The sequence below is a fragment of the Microcoleus sp. LEGE 07076 genome (assembly GCF_015207455.1).
In the GTDB taxonomy this organism is placed as follows: Bacteria; Cyanobacteriota; Cyanobacteriia; order Cyanobacteriales; family Microcoleaceae; genus Microcoleus.
In genome coordinates this window covers 31,612-49,210 of the sequence record NZ_JADEWV010000021.1, presented here as the reverse complement: position 1 = coordinate 49,210, position 17,599 = coordinate 31,612, and the positions used below count along the sequence as shown (strand labels likewise).

Genomic DNA, 17,599 nt, shown 5'->3' with positions numbered 1-17,599 from the left:
GACTTTATAGGGTGCACCGCGAGTACGGGAGGTTGCCTTGGGCGCAGGTGGTGGCTCCGGCGATCGCCCTGGCGGAAAATGGCTTTCCGGTAAGTTCGCGCTTCACAAAGGCTGTTGGGGGGAGAATGGGCGCGATCGCCAAGAATCGGGCGGCGCGGGATATTTTTACTCGAGGCGGCATTTTGTACAAGCCAGGGGAAGTGCTGGTGCAGCAGGATTTGGCGCGGACTTTGCGGCAAATTTCTCAAAATCCCCAAAGTTTTTATGGCGGGGATATTGCGCGGGCGATCGCCGCCGACATGGCTAAAAATGGCGGCATCATGACTCTGGAAGATTTGAAAAACTATACGCCGATTTGGCGCAATCCGGTTTGCGGTAACTTTCGCACTTACCAAATTTGCGCGATGTCGCCTCCTTCTTCCGGCGGCGTTCATTTGTTGCAAATCTTAAATATTCTCGGAGATGATACGGATCTCAAAAGGTGGGGGAGGAAAAGTCCAGATACGCTACATTTACTGGCGGAATCGATGAGGATTGCTTATGCCGATCGGGCTGAATATTTGGGAGATCCGGATTTTGTCAGCGTACCGGTTAAAGCTTTGACTAGCAGGAATTATGGCAAATTTCGCCGATCGCAAATCGACATGACAACAGCCAAACCCTCGACGGAGGTAAAAGCTGTTAGCGCTGAAACTTTGAGCCGCTTTGTGTACGAGTCGCCGGAAACTACTCACCTGACGGTAGTTGACTCGGATCGGAATGTGGTGAGTTTGACGTTTACGGTGAATGGCGGTTTTGGGGCTGCGGTGGTGGCGGCGGGTACGGGAATTTTGCTCAACAATGAGATGGACGATTTTGCTGCGGCTGCGGGAGTGCCGAATTTGTTTGGTTTGGTGGGCGGTGAGGCAAATTCGATCGCCCCGGGGAAGACTCCTTTATCGAGCATGACACCGGTGATTGTCACCGAAAATGGCCAATTTCGCCTCGCTGCCGGTGCTCCCGGAGGTAGCACGATTATTACCACGGTTTTGCAAATTGTCCTGAATGTGTTGGTTTACGACATGAATGTCGGCGAGGCTGTATCTGCACCGAGAATTCACCATCAGTGGCTTCCCGATCGCCTGATGGTGGAAAGGGGAGGTTTTGATGCAAACACGCTATCGGAGTTGCGTCGCCGGGGACACCAAATTGTCGAACGCGACGGCTGGGGAAATGCTAATGCGATCGTCCTGACGCCTGATGGTTGGTTGGAAGGATCTGCCGATCGGCGCGGGGAAGGATCTGCAAAAGGATTTTAGCCATCAGTCATCTGTCATTAGTAATTGTGGCGATCGCCAACCGTATAAAAACCCGGTTTTATTGGTATGAACTCCGTAAATCATAAAATTATTAATCTGTCTGCGTGTATTTTGGTATCGATATTTTTGTACTCATGTTTATTCACTGACTAACTACCAAAAAATACTCCACACAATTAACCACAAAAACCGTAAATATACCTAAATATAAAGTCCTTGTAAAGGCACTGGACATTGACAGTTATACAATGTAAGAATTAGGTTGTGCATTGAATCATCTTTGTGATTATCACAAAAAAATTATGATAAACTTTCACAAAATGGCTACCTTAACTGCTACATTGACTGGTGTTATGAGCTGTTTGGCAGCGCCAGCAATGGCATTTTCGGTAGGGGCAACTAATAACACTGAGAATTTGAAAAATAATTTGTTAGGAACTAATACAGCGGGATTGAGTAATTTCTCTATTTCAATTACGGGGAATGCGGCTGCTTTTGGTACTTTTAGTAATGACCCCTTTGGTTTGCGATCGGGTGTTGTTCTCAGCACTGGAAAAGTCACGGATATACCGGGTCAGAATCGGAAAGATAACATGAGTACCAACGGCAGCGATTTAAACACCGACTTTGGGCCCAAAGGTGAAGAGGGGGATTTGACTGAACTCAATCTCAGTTTTTTTGCTAATTCGACGGTTGAAAAGTTGTTTTTTGAATATGTATTTGGTTCTGAGGAGTTTCCTGAGTTCGGCTGCTCTGAATTTAATGATGATTTTGAACTGCTGCTGAACGGCACTAATTTGGCAAAGTTGAGCGACGGGAAAACAGTTACAATTAATCATCTTGTTCCCGATCCAAATAATCGCTCTACCGATCACCCAGACTATATTGATAACCCAAGTTTGACAGGTATTGCTGCTAACATCATTAGGCTGGACGGTTTTACTAAAGTTTTAGGTTTTGAGGGTTTGCTCAAGCAAAATCAGAGGAATGTTCTCAGCATCCGCATTAAAGATATTGGTGACGGTAATTTAGATTCTGCTGTATTTATTAAAGGCGGTTCTGTGGGGACGCTAAAAGCTGAACCAGTTCCCGAACCCATGACTGTGGCGGGTTTGATGGTGGGCGGCGCGATGCTGGCTGCTGGGCGAAAGTTGCGCGGGCCCAAGTAATTAGTATTAAATTAGATCGATCGGGTTGGAGCCAGAAACGGGGTTTTATATGATGTCCGGTTGCACTCCTCATGATGTTGAGTGTTGAGTGTTGACTGTGAATCGAACAACTGAAAATTGCGCCGAGATAGGTGGCGACTGGTAAAAATCATTCATAAATTGCCCTCTAATTTATCACCTGACGGTGCAGCCGGAAACGATCTGCACGAAAACAAGTCGTTCAAGCCAAAAAACCGGGTCAAAAAAACTAGGTTTGTGCGATCGATTATTCAACAAACCCTAAGTAAGTCGGCGCGAATATTTATCGTTAGGTTCGGACAGGAAGCAGGAAGCAGGAGGTTTGAGGGAAAGCGTGTGATACCAAATCATTTAGCTGTGAATACTGCCGTCGGGTAAGATTACACCTGTTAATCTAGCTCCTGTGAGTTTTACCATAACTCGATCGCCATAACCGATTTTAGCCCCTGTTAAATCGGCACCGCTCAAGTCTGCACCGCTCAAATCCGCTCCGATTAAATTTGTTTCTGTCAAATTGGCATTGATCAAACAAGCCCCTAACAGGTTTGCTCTGAACAAGTTAGCTTTGTGCAAATTCGCGCCTGTGAGGTTGACGTTGTGCAGAAAAGTATCGCTTAAGTCGGCTTCACTCAGGTTTGCATTGCTCAAGTTTCTCCCTGAAAAATCCTTTTCTTTTAAGGAAGCTCCTTTGAAGTTAGAACCGCTCAAATCAGGAGCTTGCGGCCCAGCTTGGCGGTAAGACTGAGATGGTTCCGGCTTTGGCGATTGGTAGCGGGAAGCCTCAGAATAGGGCCCCGTCGGACTCGGAGCATACTTTGCAGCGTAGTGTGCAGCATAATTTCCTGAAGAGGGTTCGGAAGAGTAGCGGGGTTCTTTTGGTGCTGTCGGTGGCGACTGGGCGTTTTGTTGCTGGGTGTTTTGGTACTGAGTGTTTCTGTACTGAGGATTTTGTTGCTGGGTGTTTTGTTGCTGAGTGTTTCTGTACTGAGGATTTTGTTGCTGAGGATTTTGGTACTGAGTGTTTCTGTACTGAGGATTTTGTTGCTGAGGATTTTGGTACTGAGTGTTTCTGTACTGAGGATTTTGTTGCTGAGTGTTTCTGTACTGGGTGTTTTGTTGCTGAGGATTTTGTTGCTGAGTGTTTTTGTACTGGGTGTTTTTGTACTGGGTGTTTTGTTGCTGGGCGTGTTTTTGCTGAGTGTTTTTGTGCTGAGCGTTCTGATTCTGACCTCTTGGCTGAATCGATCGCAATTGTTCGCGAGCTTGATTAATTTCCTTAATCTTTTCTTCAGCTTTCTGTAGTAGTCGGGGATTGTCTTTGGGAATGCGATCGGGGTGCCAAATGAACGCCAAATCCTTGTATGCTTGAGTAATTTCTTCTCGGGAAGCTCCCGGCAGCAGATCCAGGACTTTATAGTATTGGTCGAGGTCGTTCATATTACCACCTTTCGCTTTAAGAAATTACGAACTAAAAATTAAGATCGGAGTAAAGACAGCTTTAAAAGCTTGCTTGTCCGATCGTACATTAATTGAACAATAACTCAACTACGCCGCTGCGGGCAAAAACTCTCGGATGCGCTGCAAATATGTTGGGGCATCCTCCAGCATCGGAAAGTGAGCCGTATTGGGAATTATAACAAATTCTACTTTTTTGCTGAGGGAGGCTGCTTGCTCTCCCATGATGGCGGGGATAATTTGATCGAATTCTCCGGCTACCAGCAGCGTGGGAACGCTCAACCGTGCAAATTCTTGAGGCATTTCCTCGGCTGCTCTTTTGCTGACTGCTGTCACCATTGTACCAATAGCAGCTTCCTCGTCTGCCATTAAGAAATCCTTGAGAAACGCCAGACTTACCTCTGTCGGTAGAGAGCGGCGCAAAAACCGGGCCATAAACAGTCGATCGACAAACGGGATAGAAGCCAACCAAGACGGCCGGAATTTGACCACATAGCCACCGAATTTGTGAAAAGTGGTAAACGATTTCTCATCGTATGCAAAAATCCCGCTGCAAGTAAGAATTGCTTTTTCTACTTTTTCGGGGTAAAGGTTGAGAAATAAAGTAGCAATAGATGCTCCTGTAGAATGAGCGTTGAGAAAGACGCGGGGTAAATTCAGAGCTTCTAATAATTCGGCTAAGTCGCGGGCGTAGGTTTCGAGATCGTAACTAGATTTAGGAGGTGATGGAGGCAAGGGCGATCGACCAAATCCTCTCATATCGTACAACAAACAATCAAAATCGTCAGCAATCGCCCGTGCCGTGCTTTCCCAGTAGCGCGCCGAGCCGGCCCAGCCGTGGAGAAATACCATTACTGGCTTGCCGGTGGGTTGGGCGTTGTTATCTGCCGTTATCCACTCGTAATAATGTTCCACACTGCGAATTGAAATGAAAGACATAATATTGATTTAGATTCTGAGATTTTAGATTTTAGATTTTAACTCATAATTGTTCACTAAATACCCAAATTCCCGACTTCTTAAAAAAGTCAGGAATCTCAAGACTACAGCCATCCCAAAAATCTGCGTTAACCCGCGTCAATCCGTCCACATCTGCGGTCAAAAATCACCAACATAAAAACTAATCATAAATCTTAAGCAGCAGAAGCAGCAAGCCAAAATAAACCATCTACCAAAAGCGTGCTTAACACGGCTCCGCTAAACGCGCGCCAGTGCAGTTCTCGATCGCGCAAACTCAGCAAACCGACTGTTAGCAACACAGCAATTAAAAGTAGAGCACAGCCTATGCCCCAAAAAGTTTCGATTTGCCCGATCGCACTTTGAAAAATCGGCATTGCTAATTCCGGTTCCGCGTGCATGACTTGCCGCCAGTAGGGCATCAACCCAGTCAAATAAAAATATAAATCAGTGATCGCAGTCCCAAATAGCGAACCCAAGTAAAAATAGCTGCCAACTTTTCCCCAAGATTTGTTCAAGCACCAAATAGCAAAGGGCAAGCCAATTGCTTCTATAGGTAGATGTAAAATAGGTTCCCATCTAAACCAACCCCAATAGATCGAACCTGCCAGCCAACATCCAGCAAATCCCAATAATAAATCTCCCCAGAGTTGGGTTTTTGGGCGGAAAATTAAGATTAAACTGAGGACGAACCAAGGAATTGTTGAGAGCAGGCTGATGGTTGGATACAAGCGAACTAACGGTGCTTGCACGAAGACCGGAATTGAAACTAAAAATGCTGAAGCGCTAAATATTAGCCACTGTTTGATGCTGTTGGTTTTGTCGGAATCGACAGCATTGTCGAGGCCCGAAACGGTGGCAGTAGATGCGATCGCCGATGATGTTAATAAATCAAAATTAAACAACTGATTGGACTCCGTACTGTTGCAATAGGTGGACTAAAAATTTGGCTGCGGTTGTGGGTTTTGCCGTTTCAATACCGGCGCTGTTTTGGCTGAGGTGCCAGCCTTTTGCGGTTTGGGGAGCTCGCCACAAATCTAAATGTGCAACGGGGCGATCGGCATAAAAGCTGTCTCCACCGCTGCCGAGAATGGCCGAACTCCAGTGTGTATAGCGATCGTGGCTGAGCCTGTGGATGGGAAAATTGCCCCCCAGGGGTACTCCCCAACCGTCTAGGGCAACCAATGCCCCGACTTGGCCTCCTAGTTGCTGCCACAGAAGAGCCGCCCCGATCGCTCCGGCTACTCCTGCCGAAAAGCTCACAAATACTAAACTTTCTCCGGTCAACTCTTGACTGCATAAAAACTGAAATATGTCAAGCGCTGAAAAAGGCGGGTGTTTATGAGCCGGAAAAATCTTAACAGGGTAAGATGTTTGGGTATTATGCCGAGGATTTTCTGGTTCCCACACCTCCGAAAGTCCGGCTAGGAAGCGATCGGTTAGTTTTGGGTCGTGAACTCCCGGACAAATTACCAGTCTCATCTTGCTTCACTAAAATTAATTATCACCTTAACATAACTTTACTTAATTGTACAGCCTAACTAATTATATGCTATCCAGGGGGATAGGATGTTAAACTAATAACAGAGTCTAGTTTGAAGAGTATCCCCCAGAGAAAAGCCCTGGAAATACTCTGAGGCACTTACAGCAGAGGCAAGGGGAAGAAGTCTTAAGAAAACATAAAACTTAACCTCTGTTCGCAACTCTGATGCGTATGCTGTTGTCTTTCCTATCAGATTCACATCCCCCCCAGCCCCATAGGTGTTAACTTAAGGTCAAACCCAATTACAGACGCCTGTTTGACTATTAAGGCCAGAGCCCCCTAGCCCCCCTTAAGAAAAGGGGAGACAGGAGTCTACTCAAAGTCCCCCAACAATCAGGGGGATGCGAAAGGGGTCTCCTGGCAGCCTAGAAACCAGGTTTTTTCGCAATTCTGGTTCATCTTTGCTGCGACTCTCAAAAAAATTCAAATTGAGGAATACAAAGTGGTTGCTTCTCCAGAAAAAATCGAATTCAAAACATCTGCTGCACCCGCAAGTAATGACCGGGTTGCTGTCTTGCTGATGGGTTACGGCGAAGTCGAAAGCTACGACGATTTTGCCAACTACAACGAACAAGCTTTAAACTTGCTGACGGCAAAGTTTGCGCCGGTACCAACTTGGATTTATCCGCCGCTGGCGAAGATTTTGGCAATTTTTGACTTGCACGAGTGGAGTCACCAACACGGTCAATTCGTGTCGCCACACAATGCAATTTTTGAACAGCAACGGGCGGGGATTGAACAAAATTTGCAGGAAAAATGGGGCGACAAAGTAAAAGTGTTCAAAGCTTTTAACTTTTGCGCGCCGTTTTTGCCGGAACAAGTAATCCCGCAAATTAAAGCTGAAGGATTTGATAAAATTCTGATTTATCCGCTGTTGGTTGTTGATTCTGTTTTCACTAGCGGGATTGCTGTGGAACAGGTGAACAATGCTTTAGCACAAACCTTTGATGGTAAAGAACATTGGGTAACAGGACAGCGTTACATTCCTTCTTTTTACGATGAACCGGCTTACATTCAACTAATGGCAGATTTGGTTGAAGCGGAAATTAAGAACGATTTAGCTGTAGCGCATTTGCCTTCTCAGATTGGGATTGTGCTGATGAATCACGGTTGTCCGCACAAGGCGAAGGGCTTTACTTCGGGTATTGTGGAAAGTCAAGCTTTGTACGATCGCGTGCGGGAACGTTTGATGTATCGCTATCCTTTGATTTCGGTGGGCTGGCTGAACCACGATACACCGCTGATTGAATGGACTCAGCCGGATGCGACGTTGGCTGCGAAGAATTTGATTGATTTGGGTGCAACTGCGATCGTGTTTATGCCGATCGGATTTGCGACAGAAAACCACGAAACTTTGTTAGATGTAGACCACATTATTGAGGGTTTGCAGAAGCAACGTCAAGGAGTTACTTACCGCAAATTGCCTTGCGTAAATGACCATCCTGAGTTTCTGAAAATGGCGGCTGAGTGGGCTAATCCTCAAATTGAAGCGTTGTTGAGTGAGATGGCTGTGGCGGTGAATCCGAATTTGGTTGTTCGCGATCACGTACATTCTCATGGCGATCATGGGCATAATCATGGCGATCATGGTCATTCTCACGGCGATCATGGGCATTCTCATGGAGATCACGGGCATTCTCATGGTGGGCACGGACACAATCATTAATTAGGATCTGAGAAACCGGGTTTTTGCGATAATACTGCGTTGAAGACGACAGATTAAGCAAAAACCCGGTTTCTTTGTCGGAGTGGGTAATACTTTCTGACTCGGCGGTTGAAACCGCGTCTACACGAACGAAGTCCGGATGGTGCGCGGACTAAGAAATTTAACCAGGACTTGGTATAAGTCGAGATTAATTTAGGTGAAAGGTCGATCGTCCTTTGGTATTTTTAGGGAAAGGGCGATCGGCTTTTTGATCAATGGTGTAAAGTGCGTCGCCATCAGATATCTTCAAAAATCAAAGTTGTTAAAGAATAAAATGAGAATGGTATTGGATCGTGCCACAGTATTTTGGGGATGCTAATCAGAAAGAAATCCGTCAATATGCAGAAATTATCGCCATGACGGATGATGTGTATAAAATTGCTAATTATCTAGAGATTTCTGAACAAATTATCCGCCAAGTAAAAGAACACATATTTATCAAGGAACACGAGCTTGATATTCCAAATGATGAGACAAATACTATTAGCCGTGTCAGAGGTAATTTTACACCTGATGGTGAGATTGGTGACTTATGGATAAGTGCAAAAAATGGTGAGCTACAACCGAGAGAAATTATCAAGTTTAAGCGGTTGATAGCCCACGAGTACATAGAGCAAGCATTAATGGCCGATGGACTTCCTTATCGATCGCCTGAAGCTTGGATAGAGCATCCCATGTATGGTTTTGGTAACTGGCCAACCCCGGAGAATTTCGGAGCACACGATATCGCTCCCAATATTGGGAGGCCCAACCCATTTTCCCACTGGGTTAATATAATAGGTAAGTCAGCGGAAGGACTGATGCTTGCTGACAACCTCTCAAATCTTGATGAGTTGCTTGAAGCTATTAGAGAAAAAATATGACTGCAAAAACAATTACTGATACTGCACTAGAGCGAATTTTAGCAATTAAATGGGAGCCTGACGATAGTCGCGTTAACTCTCATATTGCCCTTTTGCGAGAATACTTGAGACGTGCCGCGCTGTGGGCAAAAGCTTTAGATTCTACAGATGAATGGCCGTTTTTTGATGTGGCTGCTCATATCTGCCCTTTAGAATGTGCCGATGATACTAAGGTTAAACTGCTTAAGACTCATTTCACAGAGACACCGTTTTATGTGGCGGGTGTGATTGAGAAAACCTGCGAGTGGTTCCTCCATTGGGAGCGGGTAAAAAATTTACCTAAAGTTAGTAAATTTACTTTACCTGAACCCTACGAACCTCTAATCATAATGTATGAACGCGGTGGCATATTCTCTATGGAACATGGATTTTTTGATTTTGCTGTTGGGAGTTTTCCTAGGGGTAAATGGCAGCAATATGAGGAAAAAATTGCAGGAGAGTGGGCAAATCCGCAGATTGAAGCGTTGTTGAGTGAAAGTGCGATCGGGTGAATCCGAAGCTAATTGCCCTTACCGATTGCTTCGATCAAGATTACCTAAATTAAACAAAGTTTCTGTATGCTTTTGCGGGAAAGCCTCACGAGTTCTAATTGTTAAAGCATTTTCATAACACTTTTTTGCCAGTTCGATATTCTCAGCTTTCTCTCCCATGATTCTGTTACTGTAGGCTAATCCCAGATTATTTTGTGTCGTTGCCCAATATTCGGGAAAGGCTTCGCGGGTGAGGACGGTTAATGCAGCAGTGTATGATGCGATCGCCAGTTCGATATTCTCTGCTTTATCTCCCCTGATTCTGTTTCTGTACATAGTTGCCAGATTATTTTGCGTCATCGCCCAATCTTGGGGAAAGGCCTCGCGGGTGTAGACGGATAATGCAGCAGTGTAAGATGCGATCGTCAGTTCGATATTCTCTGCTTTGTCTCCCCTGATTCTGTTTCTGTACGCAATTGCCAGATTATCTAGCGTCATTGCCCAATATTCGGGAAAAGCCTCGTGGCTGTAGACGGATAATGCAGCAGCGTAAGATGCGATCGCCAGTTCGATATTTTCTGCTTTGTCTCCCCTGATTCTGTTTCTGTAGGCTAATCCCAGATTATTTTGCGTCATTGCCCATTGTTTGGGAAAAGCTTCAAGGGTGTAAACTTCGAGGGCGGCGGTGTAATATGCGATCGCCTTCTCCAGATTATCCGCCCGCGAACTGATGATTCTGTTACTGTAGGCAATTGCCAGATTATTTTGGGTTCGAGCAAACTGTTCGCTTCCGGGTTCCCGATTACTTAAAACTATTTGATAACCAGTAATGGCAACTTCCAGATTATTTGCTCTACTTCCCAGCGAAAAGTTACTAATATTCATACTTAAATTTTCAATAAGGCTGAAAATTAACTCAATTGTTTCTGAATTTTGGTGAGCAATTAAATCCTCTGCAAGTTTCTGTAAACTTTCAGAGAAACGGGGATTGAGGAGATGTTGCCGTTGAGCGAGAATAGGGTAAACTACAGTAATATCACTATTGCTTTCTGCTTCTGCTAGTAATAATTCTTTGATAAACTCTACATATTCTAGCGGATTTTCCTCTTCAGATTTATCGCTATCTCTCTCATCCTTTGTATCCAAGAATTGCCCTAATTGTTGGTAAAGATTCCCCAGTCGCCCCAAAGCAGCCGCCTCTCGTAGGCTATCTTTCAAACTCCTAGCAATTTCTAAAGACTGCTCATATAGAGGGAATACCTGTTCCCACAATCCTAAGTCACGGTAAATATCACCTAACTGTAACAAAGTGTCAGATTCCGCCGTGGGTAAGTTCAATTTTCTTTGTAAAGCAAGTGACTTCTCAAATAAATGAATTGCCCGATCGATCTCCTGTGTATCATCCTGTGCTTGGCCCGTCTTTACCCGGTTTGCATAAGCATTAGCAACTCGATTGTATAGCGTTGCTAATGCAGGAGTTTCCATAGCTTGTTGTTCCAGACTTTCTACCTGATCTAACAATTCCTCTAGCGGTAAAGTCTCTCTTCTCTCAGACTCAATCAGCAGAGAAATTTCCCCAGTCTGGTTAACCACACCCGTTGCTTCCACCGCCGGTGCTACAAATCGAAATACGCCACTCCGCCAACTCCAAAAATCAGGCGCTTCCAGACTCAAGCGACTCAGAATATTTGGTGTTACCCAAAGTACGATCGGATAAGGAAACTCTCGCAACCCCTCCCGCGTCCATTGCAAATAGCCGAAAAAACGGTTTAACTCCGACCGATGATTAGAGTCAGATTGTGACACAAACTCCATCAAAGCCTCAGTTCCAGTTACAGTAATTACGGCTGATGCGTGGGTTTCTTTTAACTCTGGGCAATCCTGAACCAGTTGCTCCAACGCAGCTCTTAAACTCGGTTCTTTTTGATTCAACACCACACGATAACAACGAATCTTGGGAGCAAGTTCGGCTTCGTAACGATTAATCATCTGAGTTTGAAAATCTCCAGGTTGACAGGAGGCAATCAACAATGACAATATACCTTTACTTGCTTCAATTAAAGAGACAAGTCCATCGTAACTATCCTCATTGATTGATTGCTCGTCCACGATCTCACTGTCAAGCATTTAATTAGTCCCCGCTCCAATTAAGCCACGCCGCTGCAATATTTCCTGAACCACTGGATGAACTCCAAACCACAAATCGTCATTGCGATATTCTAGGATGTAAAGCGTGTGCAATAAATCCAAGAAATCCTGATCCATTCCATCTAGGGGTAAATAATTTTGGTATACATCTACTAGAATTTGATAGCGGTTTTGTCCAAGAGGTTCTGTTAAATTAATCCGATAGTCTTTAATCGCATTTTGCAAAATCTCAGACGTAATTTTCAAATCTTGGTTGTCTGGTGTGCGACGTAACTGCTTCAAACATAACCCACAACACAGACTAGCCAAACGAATAAATTCTCGCAATGCACCACCACTTTTAACGATCATCATCTGAGTTGCTTCCGGTGCAATCAACTCCTTGGGGATTCGCTTGTAAAGAATTTTCTCAAATAATGTGACAGCTTCTGCGACAGGAGAGGCATTGGGAACTCTATCTTGTCCACGCGGAAACAACTTTGTCGCCCACATCGATTGAATCTTATTATTCGTAGCATTCTGAATAATTCCTCGCAACGACATATCTCGTGTCGCCGCCATTGGAATTGTATAAATAATCCGAAATTGAGGCTGAAACAACGCACTGATATTATTTCGATAAACTTTATCTACAATTTCTAGATCGAGTTTATCAAGGTCATCAATCACAACCAGAACTTCTTGTCCGCACGCCGCTTCAATCGCACTAGCGATATCGTTGATGCGATCGATCAAGTCTGAAATCCGTCTCGAAAACTCAGTGGTAATTTCCTCACGAATCACAGAGTTAGCCTTCAAAGTTGCCTTCAACTTGGCAAAGAATTTCACAAACCAAGCATTTACACCAGCTTCTCCACTCGCTTCTTTCTCAATGCTCGACTCAAATGAACTTCCCTCAGTTCGAGTATGCTTGCTAAACCACTGATAAAAAGCTTTTTTTGTTTTAGAACCGATTTTAATCTGGCGTTCTTCTGCTGCTTCCATCAGCTTTACTGCCATAGCAAACAAAATGTTAATATGATTCACATCTGACATTTCAATCATGTCAGAAATTGAAAAGAATACTACAAAGTATCGAGCCTGCGTGTCCCGGCAAAATTGACCCAGCAAAGTCGATTTACCTGACCCACGATGCCCTGTAAAAATGATTTTGTTATTGTCTGGTGAGCAATCTTCAACCAAATGCTCCAATTCTTCTAAAATCTCAGTGCCATATTCCACATGAAATTTATTCAGTTGCTCTACGGTGACTAAAGGAAGTAACTGAAGATTCTGGAAGGCTGTTTGGAAGGATGCTAGGCGCTGGTTAGTCATAGGGAATATATATAGACTATAACTCTTAGTTTATCACAATGCCCTGCAATCTCACACCTCTACTGCTCAATATTCCCTTGGACGTAAGTCCCACTTTAGTTAATCAGCAACATTTTAGCGACACTACTTTATACTTCCTGTAAAATGCGACTATTCAAACGCTCGTATTCATCCTCTAGTAGCCACATTTTAGCAGATTCGTAATTGTCACTAGAAAAAATAACTTTATAGTTTTGTGCCGGATTATGAATGCAAAAATTCCCCGATCTTTCCTTAACTAACATCAGGATATAAGGAGGAGATATCAGAGTATCAGCCCAGATTTCCGCAAACTCCCACTCAGTCTCTTGCTCTGATTCTTGACTGATCTTAGTAGCTTGTGCGGGGTCTTGTGCGAGGTATGACATGATATTTACCTGTGGTTTTCTTAATTTTTATTTCACCGTATTCTAGTGATATCCGAGTACCGTCTGCTTTTAGTATATAACCAATTGGTTCTGAAAAGTACAATCCATAGCGTTCGTAATTATCCTCTAAATCGTCGGCTCCTGTGCGTTCCCCTCTGAGCTTAATTTCTGTGGCGACTCTTTCCATTTTCCATTGTTTCTCTGTTATTAAAGAGATGGACTATTCCTTCGCTTTCAATTTCGCTTTGGGCTTTTCGGGTTCCGGAGAGATGTTTGTCAATGAGACTGGTTCTGGTTTCTAGAGTAAGTTCGCGGTCAATTCCACTCATACTGCTTGCTCTAAATTCATCGTTTATTTTCCTCCGTTATTTATGCTTTGGTTAATCTCTACGCAAACAATACGGCCACCGACACACTAAAACCCGGTAACAAAACACTGGTTAAATTATCTTCCTTAAACAAAGTCATCGCTAATTTCAAAATCCCATTTTCCCGCAGGTAAATCTCAACTTTTTGCTGTAGTCTGTCAAAAATCCAATATTCCCGCACGCCCTGGACTGAATATAATTTTAACTTAGATTGCCGATCGCGCCTTTCATTTTCTTCACCTGGAGACATCACCTCAACCACCAACTCCGGTGCACCAGCCAAATGTCCCGACTCATCTAATATTTGTGCTAAACGCTCATAGCTTACCCAAACCACATCAGGGATAACATTATCACCATCCGTGAAGATTAGACCCGGTACTTGGACAGCCTTGCCTAACTTAGTCTGTCTTGACCAAATAGTTAGTTCAACACAAACATTGTTAGCAACGTCTTGATGTTCCCAATGGGGTGCTCTTGTCACAATCAATTCTCCTCCGATTATTTCATAACGGTTGCCATTATCGGGTAATGATTCTAAATCAGCGCTTGTCCAGCGAACTTTTTCTGTAGTTGACATAGCTTTGACTCCGCTCTGTTCTATTTTGATTATATCTGATTTATATGGTGCGTCGCTATGAGATTTTCCAGCTAGTTGAAATAGCTCAAGGCGACGCACCCTACGTTATGCCGATCGCCCTAACCAATTTGTAGGGTGCGTCACTGTGAGATTTTCCAGCTAGTTGAAATAGCTCAAGGCGACGCACCCTACGTTATGCCGATCGCCCCAAGCAACTTATCAATCTCCGCCTCAGTGGTAAAATAGTGAACGCAAGCCCGCACGCAGTCAGGATTGAGAATTGTCCGCACCATAATTCCCTGCTTCTCCAACAAATCAACCAGTTGTTTGTGCGGCATTCCATTAGTTAATCGAAACGAAACTAAACCCGCTTCCGGTGCCGAAGTCCGCAAACATTCTACATGACTGATTTCCGACAAATGCTCCCAGAGATACTTGCTCAAACGGCAGATTTCTGCATACCTTTCTTCGATCGTACCCCATGTGTGTTGCAGGGCGATCGCACTTCGCAAACCCGCATACAAAGGATAAGCCGAAGTCGCAATCTCGTAACGTTGAGCTCCAGGCTTCCATCCAAGCACTTTAGCATTAGCATCCGTCACAATTCCCCGCCAACCGATAAACACCGGATGCAAATCTGTTAAAGCTTCCGCACTCACATAAAGTCCGCCCAAACCTTCCGGGCCGCACCACCATTTGTGACCAGTAAAAGCATAAAAGTCAACCCCAGACTCAATCAAATTCAAAGGCAAAACCCCCACAGATTGAGCCGCATCAACTAATACTTTCACTTTCGTTTTATGGCAGACTTTTACAATCTCAGCCAGAGGCAAAACTTGACCAGTATTCCACAAAATATGACTGATTACCAACAAGCGAGTATTTGGCTGTAAACAATCAGCAATTACCTGCGCCGCATCACCGCCATTCAAAGTAGCCACCAGGGGACAAATCGAAACCTCAATGTTGAAACGGCGCTGAAGTTCCATTACACTAGCTACAATGCCCGGATGTTCGCAGTCAGAGAGCAATAAATGGTCGCCCGATCGCCAATCAATGCCCCACAGCGCAATATTGCAGCCGACGGTGACATCTTCAGTCAAGGCGATCGTTTCGGGAGGGACGGCTAACTCGTTTGCGATCGCACGTCGTGTCAGCATCGCCTCCTGAGCCACCCAAGCACCGATTTCCCCCGAAAACGGCCCCCCAACCTGCACCCGTTTGTATGCCCCATAAATCGCCTCTAAAGCAGGCTCAGACAACGGCCCTTGTCCGCCGTAGTTAAAATAAGCTTTATTGGCCAAAGCTGAAAATTGTTGCCGATGATTGTCCTTTGTCATTTTTTCTAGGTAATTATTGATAGCGTTATTATTGAATAAATGATGCTGTGATTTTTATACCTTTTGCCTAATACTCTATGTCTTGTAAACACTAAATGTTAATAACTGACAAACTGCTACTTTCCTATCAGCGATGCAATCTCCGAGCATTTTTAGACACTTGCGGAGACTCGAAACAATTAGATCCTCCCAGCGACTTTCTGCTGAAACTGATGCGCGACAGCGGGACGTATCAGCAGCAGGTTTTGGCAGGCGAGACTTACCAACAACCATCATATCCTAAAGGGGATTGGGAAGCGGGAGCTGCTGCTACATTGAGTTTAATGCAGCAAGGAGCAGATCGCATTTACCGAGGAGTTCTCATCCAGGGCGAATTGGGCAAAACCAACGGTACACCAACTTCTCTGGTAGGAATTAACGGTCAATGTTTGTCAGATACGCCAGAACTTCCCCAAACTTCTATTCATCCTGAATCCTCCACCCTGCACTCTTCAAATATTACCCTCGTCAGCCGCCCGCATTTATTAATCAAACAGCCGGGACAATCCAAATTTGGCGATTGGAGTTACGTTACTGCGGATATTTGGCTCAGCAAGCGACCCAAACTAGACTATCAAATTATAACAGCTTTTCACGCAAAAATATTAGCTTCAGTGCAGGGAAAAATCCCCGACAGTGCGTGGCTGATGCTGCGAAAAAAAGGGTTTTGGCAAGTGAATCTTGACCAGCGAATTCCTCAGATGCTAGAAATATTAAATAACTGTATTCAGATGATAGAAAATCGGGATAAACCAGAAGTGTTTATTTCCCGACAAAAATGCAATCTTTGCGGTTGGTACACTATCTGCCATGCCGAAGCCGAATCAATCAAACACCTTTCGCTATTGCCGGGAGTTACTGCCGGCCGCTATGCTAGACTAAAAACTCTAGAAATTACCGATGTAGAAGCTCTCGCTCGTGCTAGTTCCGAACTGCTTGCTGAGTATCCAGAATTCCCTGACAGAGTTGCTTTTGATGTGGTGCGGCAAGCTCAATCTCATTTGCTAGATATACCGCTGTTGCGGGAAGAAGTCCGAGGGAAGTCGGAAGAACGAAGAAGGGAAACCGATACAGGGATTAAGGATCGAGAAGAAGGTAGAAGTGAGAATTTAGAAGAACTTAACTCATCTGAAATATTACCAGATATTGTAGATAATATCTTGAATGACATCGCAGCTGAAGAAGTACAAATTAGACCAAATAAACCAGCAGCACCCGCCCAGCCTGCGCCAATTCTCCGCAAGAAACCCATTCCCTATTCTCAATCTGTCTTTTTGTCGATCGCCCCAATCGAACTCTACTTTGATATTGAAGCCGAACCCGAGTTAAACTTAGATTACCTCCACGGAGTGTTAGTGGTAGACAGGTACAACCAAACTGAAAAATTCCACGGTTTTCTGGCAGAATCAGCAGCGGAGGAAGGTGCAATCTGGGAGCAATTTTTAGAATTAATGTGGGCTTATCCCATTGCTCCGATTTTTCATTTTTGCGACTACGAAGTCAAGACTTTTAAGCGATTAGCTAAACTTTACCAAACTCCAGCTTATTTGTGGAAACCCGTGTTGAAACGGTTTGTAGATATTCACAAACAAGTGACGGAAAAAGCGATTGTGCCGGTGGAAAGTTATGCACTCAAACCTATTGCGCGCTGGCTGGGTTTTGACTGGCGCGATGCTAAGGCTAACGGGGCTCAGTGTGTCTGCTGGTACGATGATTGGCTCAAAACGGGCGATCGAGATTTCTTGGAGGCGATCGTCCGGTACAATGAGGACGACTGTCGCGCTACTTATGTGGTTAAAGATTGGTTGACCAATTTTTTGCTGAGTCAGAAACAGTGATTTTATGATTTAATGAACCGCGAAAGATAAAACTCGGCGGTTGAAACC

The 17,599-nt window shown here is 44.5% G+C and carries 16 protein-coding genes; 6 read left to right on the top strand and 10 right to left on the bottom strand.

Features of this window, described 5'->3' with window-relative positions:
* Both ggt and IQ270_RS05690 read left to right on the top strand, forming a co-directional pair.
* A partial coding sequence (gene ggt / locus IQ270_RS05695; protein ID WP_193972277.1) for a gamma-glutamyltransferase occupies window positions 1-1,298 on the top strand: 1,298 nt, incomplete at its 5' end.
* Window positions 1,299-1,600: 302 nt separating this feature from the next.
* Window positions 1,601-2,467 (top strand): choice-of-anchor L domain-containing protein, encoded by an 867-nt coding sequence (locus IQ270_RS05690; RefSeq protein ID WP_193972276.1) that lies wholly within the window; start codon window positions 1,601-1,603, stop codon window positions 2,465-2,467.
* 369 nt (window positions 2,468-2,836) lie between these two features.
* Here the strand turns inward: IQ270_RS05690 and IQ270_RS05685 are convergent, their stop codons facing one another.
* The 4 genes from IQ270_RS05685 to IQ270_RS05670 form a co-directional block, all read right to left on the bottom strand.
* The gene (locus IQ270_RS05685; RefSeq protein WP_193972275.1) at window positions 2,837-3,922 is read right to left on the bottom strand and encodes a pentapeptide repeat-containing protein; all 1,086 of its coding nucleotides are present in this window, start codon (window positions 3,920-3,922) and stop codon (window positions 2,837-2,839) included.
* A 108-nt stretch (window positions 3,923-4,030) separates the two neighbouring features.
* A complete protein-coding gene (locus IQ270_RS05680) occupies window positions 4,031-4,879 on the bottom strand; it encodes an alpha/beta fold hydrolase (RefSeq protein WP_193972274.1) in 849 nt (282 codons plus the stop codon).
* A gap of 194 nt (window positions 4,880-5,073) precedes the next feature.
* Window positions 5,074-5,802, bottom strand: coding sequence for a DUF3120 domain-containing protein (locus tag IQ270_RS05675; protein ID WP_193972273.1), 729 nt, complete (start codon window positions 5,800-5,802; stop codon window positions 5,074-5,076).
* On the bottom strand, window positions 5,795-6,379 hold the full coding sequence (locus IQ270_RS05670; RefSeq protein WP_193972272.1) for a hypothetical protein: 585 nt from the start codon (window positions 6,377-6,379) through the stop codon (window positions 5,795-5,797). Before IQ270_RS05670 ends, IQ270_RS05675 begins: the two co-directional genes overlap by 8 nt.
* A 503-nt stretch (window positions 6,380-6,882) precedes the next feature.
* On the opposite strand from IQ270_RS05670, the gene IQ270_RS05665 reads away from it, so the two are divergent.
* The 3 genes from IQ270_RS05665 to IQ270_RS05655 all read left to right on the top strand — a co-directional run bounded on the left by IQ270_RS05665 (window position 6,883) and on the right by IQ270_RS05655 (window position 9,538).
* Complete coding sequence (locus IQ270_RS05665; RefSeq protein WP_193972271.1) at window positions 6,883-8,106, top strand: ferrochelatase; 1,224 nt, start codon at window positions 6,883-6,885, stop codon at window positions 8,104-8,106.
* Between the two features lie 332 nt (window positions 8,107-8,438).
* On the top strand, window positions 8,439-9,008 hold the full coding sequence (locus IQ270_RS05660; RefSeq protein WP_193972270.1) for a hypothetical protein: 570 nt from the start codon (window positions 8,439-8,441) through the stop codon (window positions 9,006-9,008).
* On the top strand, window positions 9,005-9,538 hold the full coding sequence (locus IQ270_RS05655; RefSeq protein WP_193972269.1) for a hypothetical protein: 534 nt from the start codon (window positions 9,005-9,007) through the stop codon (window positions 9,536-9,538). The genes IQ270_RS05660 and IQ270_RS05655 overlap by 4 nt, the downstream gene beginning before the upstream one ends.
* An 18-nt stretch (window positions 9,539-9,556) precedes the next feature.
* Here the strand turns inward: IQ270_RS05655 and IQ270_RS05650 are convergent, their stop codons facing one another.
* From IQ270_RS05650 to IQ270_RS05625, 6 genes are all read right to left on the bottom strand, one after another.
* Window positions 9,557-11,644, bottom strand: a complete 2,088-nt coding sequence (locus tag IQ270_RS05650; RefSeq protein ID WP_193972268.1) for a tetratricopeptide repeat protein — start codon at window positions 11,642-11,644, stop codon at window positions 9,557-9,559.
* Complete coding sequence (locus tag IQ270_RS05645; protein ID WP_193972267.1) at window positions 11,645-12,979, bottom strand: AAA family ATPase; 1,335 nt, start codon at window positions 12,977-12,979, stop codon at window positions 11,645-11,647.
* A gap of 128 nt (window positions 12,980-13,107) precedes the next feature.
* Complete coding sequence (locus IQ270_RS05640) at window positions 13,108-13,386, bottom strand: hypothetical protein (protein ID WP_193972266.1); 279 nt, start codon at window positions 13,384-13,386, stop codon at window positions 13,108-13,110.
* The gene (locus IQ270_RS30725; RefSeq protein ID WP_228056100.1) at window positions 13,349-13,573 is read right to left on the bottom strand and encodes a hypothetical protein; all 225 of its coding nucleotides are present in this window, start codon (window positions 13,571-13,573) and stop codon (window positions 13,349-13,351) included. Before IQ270_RS30725 ends, IQ270_RS05640 begins: the two co-directional genes overlap by 38 nt.
* 200 nt (window positions 13,574-13,773) lie before the next feature.
* On the bottom strand, window positions 13,774-14,334 hold the full coding sequence (locus IQ270_RS05630) for a Uma2 family endonuclease (protein WP_193972265.1): 561 nt from the start codon (window positions 14,332-14,334) through the stop codon (window positions 13,774-13,776).
* 188 nt (window positions 14,335-14,522) lie between these two features.
* The gene (locus IQ270_RS05625) at window positions 14,523-15,674 is read right to left on the bottom strand and encodes an aminotransferase class V-fold PLP-dependent enzyme (protein ID WP_193972264.1); all 1,152 of its coding nucleotides are present in this window, start codon (window positions 15,672-15,674) and stop codon (window positions 14,523-14,525) included.
* A gap of 95 nt (window positions 15,675-15,769) precedes the next feature.
* Here IQ270_RS05625 and IQ270_RS05620 point away from each other — a divergent pair, with 95 nt between their 5' ends.
* Window positions 15,770-17,551: a TM0106 family RecB-like putative nuclease gene (locus IQ270_RS05620; protein ID WP_193972263.1), complete on the top strand. Its 1,782-nt coding sequence runs from the start codon at window positions 15,770-15,772 to the stop codon at window positions 17,549-17,551.
* The last annotated feature ends 48 nt before the right edge of the window (window positions 17,552-17,599 follow it).

What these genes read in the sequence shown, in the direction of transcription:
- IQ270_RS05650 (WP_193972268.1), bottom strand. Translation starts at nt 11,644, where the DNA reads ATGCTTGACAGTGAGATCGTGGACGAGCAATCAATCAATGAGGATAGT.
- IQ270_RS05655 (WP_193972269.1), top strand. Translation starts at nt 9,005, where the DNA reads ATGACTGCAAAAACAATTACTGATACTGCACTAGAGCGAATTTTAGCA.
- IQ270_RS05670 (WP_193972272.1), bottom strand. Translation starts at nt 6,379, where the DNA reads ATGAGACTGGTAATTTGTCCGGGAGTTCACGACCCAAAACTAACCGAT.
- IQ270_RS05645 (WP_193972267.1), bottom strand. Translation starts at nt 12,979, where the DNA reads ATGACTAACCAGCGCCTAGCATCCTTCCAAACAGCCTTCCAGAATCTT.
- IQ270_RS05630 (WP_193972265.1), bottom strand. Translation starts at nt 14,334, where the DNA reads ATGTCAACTACAGAAAAAGTTCGCTGGACAAGCGCTGATTTAGAATCA.
- IQ270_RS05680 (WP_193972274.1), bottom strand. Translation starts at nt 4,879, where the DNA reads ATGTCTTTCATTTCAATTCGCAGTGTGGAACATTATTACGAGTGGATA.
- IQ270_RS05625 (WP_193972264.1), bottom strand. Translation starts at nt 15,674, where the DNA reads ATGACAAAGGACAATCATCGGCAACAATTTTCAGCTTTGGCCAATAAA.
- IQ270_RS05685 (WP_193972275.1), bottom strand. Translation starts at nt 3,922, where the DNA reads ATGAACGACCTCGACCAATACTATAAAGTCCTGGATCTGCTGCCGGGA.
- IQ270_RS05690 (WP_193972276.1), top strand. Translation starts at nt 1,601, where the DNA reads ATGATAAACTTTCACAAAATGGCTACCTTAACTGCTACATTGACTGGT.
- IQ270_RS05620 (WP_193972263.1), top strand. Translation starts at nt 15,770, where the DNA reads ATGTTAATAACTGACAAACTGCTACTTTCCTATCAGCGATGCAATCTC.
- IQ270_RS05640 (WP_193972266.1), bottom strand. Translation starts at nt 13,386, where the DNA reads ATGTCATACCTCGCACAAGACCCCGCACAAGCTACTAAGATCAGTCAA.
- IQ270_RS30725 (WP_228056100.1), bottom strand. Translation starts at nt 13,573, where the DNA reads ATGGAAAGAGTCGCCACAGAAATTAAGCTCAGAGGGGAACGCACAGGA.